Below are 527 nucleotides of genomic sequence, written 5' to 3'. Positions count from 1 at the left end.
CACGATAGGATCCTGGTAGCGTCGATCGATAGGAATGGTGAATGAGCCGGCACAAGCCATTGCGGTTCGAAGAGCGAGAGATCATCTCTCGCGAGTTGGGCAAAGATCGTTCGGCTCGATTCATCGCGAAGGTGCTGGGGCGGCATCATTCGACGATTGCTCGGGAAATCGATCGCAACGGTGGCCCTGTGGAATACCGTGCCGTTGAGGCGGAGCGTCGAGCTGAGGATAATCTGCGTCGACCGAAGGAACGGAAGCTGGAATCGTCGACGCGGCTGCATGACGCCGTGAACGATGGCTTGCGGGAGCAGTGGTCGCCGAAGCAGATTGGTCAACGGCTATGCGAGGACTATCCCGACGATCCGGAGATGCGTGTGTCGCATGAAACGATCTACGAGTGTCTTTATTTGCAAGCACGTGGCGAGCTCCGCACCCAGCTGACGATTGCCTTGCGTCAGGGCCGGACCCGTCGGGTCAACCGGTCCCGCGCGACCTCAACCAGGGGGAAGATCCTCGACATGGTGAAC

Annotated in this window: 1 protein-coding gene; it reads left to right on the top strand. The window is 59.2% G+C overall.

The features are described 5' to 3' along the window. Nucleotides 1–41: 41 nt before the first annotated feature. Nucleotides 42–527 (top strand): helix-turn-helix domain-containing protein (locus tag D5S19_RS04465; RefSeq protein WP_199730343.1); only part of this gene is annotated, 486 nt, incomplete at its 3' end.

This window comes from Amycolatopsis panacis (assembly GCF_003600245.1).
Classification (GTDB): domain Bacteria; phylum Actinomycetota; class Actinomycetes; order Mycobacteriales; family Pseudonocardiaceae; genus Amycolatopsis; species Amycolatopsis sulphurea.
The sequence above is the reverse complement of the archived record's forward strand: the minus strand, read 5'-3'. Positions and strand labels throughout refer to the sequence as shown.